This window comes from Streptomyces sp. SID3343 (assembly GCF_009865215.1).
In the GTDB taxonomy this organism is placed as follows: domain Bacteria; phylum Actinomycetota; class Actinomycetes; order Streptomycetales; family Streptomycetaceae; genus Embleya.
The window spans coordinates 1-6,436 of the sequence record NZ_WWJX01000272.1 but is presented as its reverse complement, the minus strand read 5'-3'; the positions used below and the strand labels follow the sequence as shown (position 1 = coordinate 6,436).

General features: G+C 69.0%; 5 protein-coding genes. 4 read left to right on the top strand and 1 reads right to left on the bottom strand.

The features are described 5' to 3' along the window. The 4 genes from GT354_RS09495 to GT354_RS09480 form a co-directional block, all read left to right on the top strand. A partial coding sequence (locus GT354_RS09495; protein ID WP_161355831.1) for a sugar ABC transporter permease occupies positions 1–808 on the top strand: 808 nt, incomplete at its 5' end. A gap of 6 nt (positions 809–814) precedes the next feature. Next, positions 815–1,642 carry a carbohydrate ABC transporter permease gene (locus GT354_RS09490; RefSeq protein ID WP_161355830.1) on the top strand — a complete coding sequence of 276 codons (828 nt, stop codon included), beginning with the start codon at positions 815–817 and terminating at the stop codon, positions 1,640–1,642. A gap of 50 nt (positions 1,643–1,692) precedes the next feature. Next, positions 1,693–2,970 carry a Gfo/Idh/MocA family oxidoreductase gene (locus tag GT354_RS09485; RefSeq protein WP_161355829.1) on the top strand — a complete coding sequence of 426 codons (1,278 nt, stop codon included), beginning with the start codon at positions 1,693–1,695 and terminating at the stop codon, positions 2,968–2,970. Then, entirely contained in the window at positions 2,967–4,028 is a 1,062-nt protein-coding gene (locus GT354_RS09480; protein ID WP_161355828.1) for an SIS domain-containing protein, read from the top strand. Before GT354_RS09485 ends, GT354_RS09480 begins: the two co-directional genes overlap by 4 nt. Before the next feature lie 273 nt (positions 4,029–4,301). On the opposite strand, the gene GT354_RS09475 is transcribed toward GT354_RS09480, so the two are convergent. Next, a partial coding sequence (locus tag GT354_RS09475) for an alpha-L-fucosidase (RefSeq protein WP_202511688.1) occupies positions 4,302–6,436 on the bottom strand: 2,135 nt, incomplete at its 5' end.

Here is a 6,436-nt window from a genome sequence, read left to right as displayed (position 1 = left end):
CTACGACCTGGCGTCCTCGCCGAAGTGGATCGGGTTCAGCAACTACAAGTACCTGTTCACCCAGGACTCCCGGGTGGGCAAGGCCGCCTTCAACACTCTGTGGTTCGTGGCGATCCTGGTACCCGTGCGGATGTTCTGCTCGCTCGGCATCGCCATGCTGCTGACCCGCCGCAAGCGCGCCTCCGGCTTGTGGCGCACGCTGTTCTACGTCCCGGCGCTCGTCCCGCCCGTGGCCTCGGTCGTCGGCTTCGTGTTCCTGTTCAACCCCGGCACCGGGCCGATCAACACGATCCTGCGCACGTTCGGCATCGACGGCCCGCTCTGGTTCAACGACCCGTCCCTGTCCAAGCCCTCCCTGGTCCTGCTCGGCGTCTGGATGATGGGCGACGTCATGGTCATCTTCCTCGCCGCGCTGCTCGACGTGCCGAAGGACCAGTACGAGGCCGCCGACCTGGACGGCGCGGGCGGACGTCAGAAGTTCTGGTACATCACCCTGCCCAACATCTCCCCGGTCCTGCTCTTCTCCGCCGTCACCGGGGTGATCGCCGCACTCCAGTACTTCACCGAGGCCACCGTCGCCTCCAGCATCGCCAACGGCAAGACCGGCATCGTTGCGGGCCCCGACCAACTGCTCGGCTACCCCGACGACTCCCTGCTCACCTACACCCAATGGATTTACGTCCAGGGCTTCAGCAGCTTCCAACTCGGCTACGCGGCGGCCATGGCGGTCGTGCTGTTCGTGGTAGCCGCGGCCGTCATCGCCGTGCTGCTCCGCAGGGCCGGTCTCTTCCACCAGAAAGGGGCGTGAACGGCCGTGATCCCCAAGAGAGCCCTCGCCTATGTGGCCGAGCACGCCCTGCTCCTGGCGCTCGCCGTCATCTTCCTCGTCCCCGTCGTGTTCGTGGTGCTCACCTCGTTCATGGGCGAACAACAGACCCTCACCGGCGCGCTGTGGCCCAACCCCTTCGAATGGGGCAACTACAAGAAGGCGTTCGACACCGCGCCGATCGGCCGCTGGTTCGCCAACTCGCTCATCTACGCCGGTACTTCGACCATCTTCATGCTGGTCTCCTCGGTGCCCGTCGCGTACGTCCTGGCCAAGGTCAAGCTCCGGTTCTCCGGTGTCATATTCTTCGCGGTGATCATCGCGATGCTGCTGCCGCCGCAGGTCACCCAGGTACCGATGTACGTCGCCTGGGCGCACTTCAGAGTCGTCGGCACGTTCTGGCCGCTGATCCTGCCGCACCTGTTCGGCAACGCCTTCTCCATCTTCCTGCTGCGGCAGTTCTTCCTGTCCATACCGACCGAGTACATCGACGCGGCCCGGATGGACGGCAACAGCGAATGGGGCATCCTGCTGCGGGTCGTGGTGCCCATGGCCAAGCCCGGCATCGCCGCGGCCTCGATCTTCATGTTCTTCCAGTGTTGGAACGACTACTACGGGCCGCTCCTGTACACCTCCGAGAACCCCGACCGGTGGCCCATCGCCTACGGTCTCGCCTCCTTCCACGGCTCGCACAGCACGGACTGGGGCGTGATCATGGCGGTGACCGCCCTGGCCACCCTGCCCGTGGTCGTCGTCTTCTACTTCGCCCAACGCACCTTCGTCGAGGGCATCACGCTCACCGGCGTCAAGGGCTGAGACCAGCGTCGGCCGGCCGCCGCCGCACCTCACGAACAAGGACATCTCTCTTGAACGGCACACACCCCGCAACCCTCGGAATCGGAATCATCGGTTCCGGTTTCATCGCCCACTTCCATGTGCGGTCCTGGCAGGCGATTCGGGGCAGCGACATCGTCGCGACCCAGTCGCGCAGCCTGGACCGGGCCCGCGAACTCGCCTCCTACGCCGAGGACCTGCGGGTCGGCACCGACGTCACCGCGTACGACGACATCGCCGCGCTCGTGCGTGACGAGCGCGTCGACGCGGTGTGGGTGCTCACTCCCAACCACACCCGGGTAGACGTCGTCAAGGCGATCTGCGACGAACTCCTCGCCGGGCGCGCCACCTTGCGCGGCATCGCCGTGGAGAAGCCGCTCGGGCGCAACATCGCCGAGGCGCGGCAGGTCGCCGAGATGGTGCACGCCACCGGCACAGCGCACGCCTACCTGGAGAACCAGGTGTACGCGCCGCGCCTGACACGCACCCGCGAGTTGATGTGGACGCGTGGCGCGCAACGCTCCGGCACGCCCTACCTGGCCCGCTGCACGGAGGAGCACTCGGGCCCGCACTCGGCGTGGTTCTGGGACAGCGAAGCCCAGGGCGGCGGGGTCCTCAACGACCTGATGTGCCACTCCCTGGAGGCCGGACGCTTCCTGCTCACGCCGCCCGGCAAGTCCCCCTCGGAGTGGCTGCGCCCGGTGTCGGTCACCGCGACCATCGCCTCGCTGCGCTGGAGCCGCGACCGGTACGCGCAGCGACTGGAGCAGGAGTACCCCGGCGTTCAGGACTATCGCCGTACCCCGTCCGAGGACTACGCCAACGCGACGTACACCTTCGTCAACGGCGACGGCGAACCCGTCATCGTCGAGGCGATGACCTCGTGGGGTTACGTGGGCGCCGGCATGCGGCTGTCCTTCGAGTTGCTGGGCCCCGAGTACTCGATGAGCGCGAACTCGCTGAGCGGCGACGCCACCGTGTTCTTCTCGCGAGACCTGGAACAGGCGGCGGGCGAGGACATGTTGGAGAAGCAGAACGCCGAGCAGGGACTCATGCCGGTGATCGCCGACGAGCCCGCCGCGTACGGCTATACGGCGGAGAACACGCACATCAGCCGGATGTTCGCCGACGGCGGGCAGCCGCTGGAGTCGCTGGACAGTGGCGTCGCGGTGACGGAGCTGCTGATGGCCGCCTACTACGCGGCGGAGACGCAGACCGTCGTGCAGTTCCCGATCGACCTCGGCGACTACGTTCCGGCGGTGGCGCGGCGCGAGTGGCGTCCGCGTGCGGAGAAGGGAATACAGGCGTGAGCGCGCCCCTGGTGTACGGCTACGGATACGACGAGGGCCGCGCCGTCGAACTGGCGGCGTTGCGCGAGGTGGTGGCCGAGTTTCCGAAGCGTCCGGACCTTTGGCGGCCGGGCCGACGACGGATCCTGCTGGCCGGAATCGGTGCGAGCCACGCGGCGCTCGCCTCACCGCTGTACGCCTTGCGCGCGGACGGCGTGGACGCGTCCCGTTCCGACTGCTCGGACTATCCGGTCGCGGTGGGCGCCCCCGACGTGGTGGTGGCGCTCTCGCAGAGCGGGCGCAGCCGGGAAACGGCCGATCTGGTGCGCCGGTTCCGGGTCGACGGCGTGGACACGCTGGCGGTGACCAACGCGCGGGAGAGCCCCCTGCGCGAGGCGGCGGCCGCGACGCTGACGCTCGGCGGATACCCGGACAGTCGGGTGTCCACGGTGGGGTTCGTGGTTACCTACGCGTCGCTGGGCATGCTCGCGGACGTCATGGCGACGGGCCGAGTGGACGAACGCTGGGCCGAGTTGCCCGACCTGATCGAGGAGTCCGTCGCGCGCAACGGCGCCGTACTGGCGGACTTCGCCGCCGGCCCGCTGACGTCCGGGCCCGTGGACGTGGTGGCCTCGGCCCCGCAACTGACCACGGCCGAGGCGGTGGCCCTGCTCTTTCGGGAGGGGCCCCTGGTGCCGTCGACGGCGTACGGGACCCGGGCGTACCTGCACGGCCCGATGGACTGCGCGAGCGCCGAGACCAGCCACGTGGTGGTCGGCGGCACCCGTGAACTCGCTTTGGCCCGGCAGCTCTTGGAGAAGCCCACGGCGGTCCTTACCGTCACGGACGGCACCGAGGAGGCACCCGTGGGCGCCGTTTCGGTCACGGTCCCCGCCGGGCTGACGGCCCCACAACGCGCGCTCGTCGAGGTCTGCGTCCTCCAGACACTGGTGGCACAAACGGCGGAGGCACGCGGAAACCCGGTGGACGAGGTCGCTTTCAGCCGCCACGACACGAAGATCGCCGCCCTCGCGGAACTTCAGGGCGGTGGCGCCGGGACGTCGGCCGAGTCGAGGTGATCGCCGACGCCTCGCGCTTCCAACGGCTGACGGCATACGCGGTTCTCGAGATGTACAACAGTGCCGGCGACTCGACACCCGGGGGTGTACGGCTCGGGGCGGGGGAATTCGAGGATCCCGACGCGTTGCAGGGCGGGCGTGAAGCGCTCGACGTCCCATACGCGTCGGAAGCTGTAACGATGTACACACCGTGCGAGGTGCGGCCGCGACGAACGGGAGCCCGGCCGTACGAGGAGTACGGCCGGGCTCCGGGGTGGGAACTTCGCGCGCGGGCTACTTCGTGACGTACGCCGCGTCGAATTGGAGGTAGCTGCCGCCGGATTTGGTGAGGGTTACGGTGTGCGTGCCCGGGGCCGGGAACTTCGCCGAGTACACCTTCTGCCGGGCCGCGTACGAGCCGCCGTTGTCGGTGGTGGCGGTGCCGGCCGCGACGCCGTCGAGGGTGACGTCGGCGGTCGCGTAGCCGGCGCCCATCGGGGCCAGTACGTCGATCGCGCTGCCGGTGAAGGTGACCGTCACGGCGTTGCCGTCGGTGTCGGTCCAGGTCACGTCGTCGGCGTGGTCGCCGGCGCCGCGGTTGGCCGAGTGGGTCCAGGTGCCCTGGTAGGTGACCGCCGGGTCGGTGTCGTTGAGGGCCGACGGGCCCTCGATCATCCGGGCGCCGTCGATCCGGAGGGACACGCCGGAGACCTTGACCAGCTTGATCGTGTGCGTGCCCGGGGCCAGGTGGCGGGCCGCGTACAGCACCGACTGCGGCCGGGGCAGCCACGAGAACCCGTCGAGCCGCTGCACGAGCGCGCCGTCGAGGTAGACGTCGAACTTCCCGCCGAGCAGGTCGCGCGGGCCCAGGACGTCCGCGGCCGTGCCGGTGAACGTGTAGGTCGCCGAAGCGCCGTTCGCGGTCGCCGCCTGCACGTCGCCGCCGAGGTCACCGGTCCAGCGGTTGGTCGTGCGCTTCCACGCGTCGTCCCACCCGAAGCCCGCGTCGTTCTGGTTGACCGGCTTGGTGGTGATCCGCTCGGCGTTGCCGCGCAGCGCCTGGCGGACGTCGCTCAGGATCGCGAGCGACTGCTCGGAGACCGTGCCGTCCTCGTACATCATCATGTTGAAGCTCAGCGGGACCTTGCGCGAGGACGCGTCGAGCGCCCAGTCCACGGCCTGCTTCGAGGAGAAGTTCGGGCCGCCGATCTTCTGGCCGCGCAGGTGGATGCCCCAGTCGTCCTCCATCCGGAACATGGCGTGCTGCAACAGCCCTTGCTGCGGGCCGGACCGGAAGACGCCGTCGCCGCCGACCGGCGCGCTGCCGTTGATCGGCTCGCCGTGCACCTCCTCGGCGAAGTAGGTGTCCTGGAAGTCGGTGTAGCGGGGCAGGATCCACGAGTTCCACGAGACCATGCGCTTGGGGTTGCCGGTACGCGCGATCTTCTCCAACTCCTCGAACGGCGCCGGGTAGTAGATCAGGCCGTCGTCGAAGAAGAACCCGTCGAGCTTCTTGCCGTAGCGGTTGCCGATGTCCGCGACGACCTGCTTCCAGTTGTTCAGCAGCGTGCTGCGATCCCCGGTGCCGGTCGTGTAGAAGGTGTCCGGGAACTTCTGCGTCGGCCACCAGGCCGCGTCCTCGGTGCCCAGGTGGTAGTACAGCGTGAAGCCCAGACCCTCGGCGTGCAGCGCGTCGGCGATCTCGCCGATCAGGTCGCGCTTGGCGGTCAGGTCCCCGTTGCCGGTGATCCTGTCGATCGCGGCGTTGGGGCCGTCGACGTGGTAACCCCACCAGCTGTACGACCAGATCACATAGCCCGCGCCGGTGCCCTTGACCATCTTGACGAAGGCCGGCACGTCGAAGTCCGCGGCCTGGCGGTCGAGCGACTTGGCCGGCCCGCCGTTCTGCGGGAAGCCCCACGAGCCGTACTGGAACATCAGGCCGTAGCCCGCCGACGCGAAGTCGGACGTGTCGGCCCGCGCCGCCTCGATCCGCGCCTCACGCGCCGGCCGGTCCTTCTCCCGCACCAGTTCGAGCGACTTGACCTGCGTGTCGCCCGACAGCGTCGCGGTACGGCTCAGCACGATCGTCGAAGTACCGGACGGCAGCGCCAGCTTGCCCGCGTCGACCCGCGCCCAGCCGCCCGCCGGCTGCGCGAAGCCGGTCGCCGCGGCCGAACCGCGGACGGCGACCTTGAAGGTCTGCCCCTGCGCCGCGTTGAGCATCCCGGTGATCCGGTACACGTCGCCCTTGGGCACGGTCACGGTCCACGCGAGGTAGTCGTCGGAGGTCTTGAAGTTCTCGACCCAGAAGTTCTTCCTGGTGTCGGGGGCGTACACGGACACCGAGGGGGTGCGCTCGGCGGCCGTGGCCATCAGGGTCGTGACGTTGTCCTTGACCGCGGTCTGGTCGACCGGCAGCGGGACCT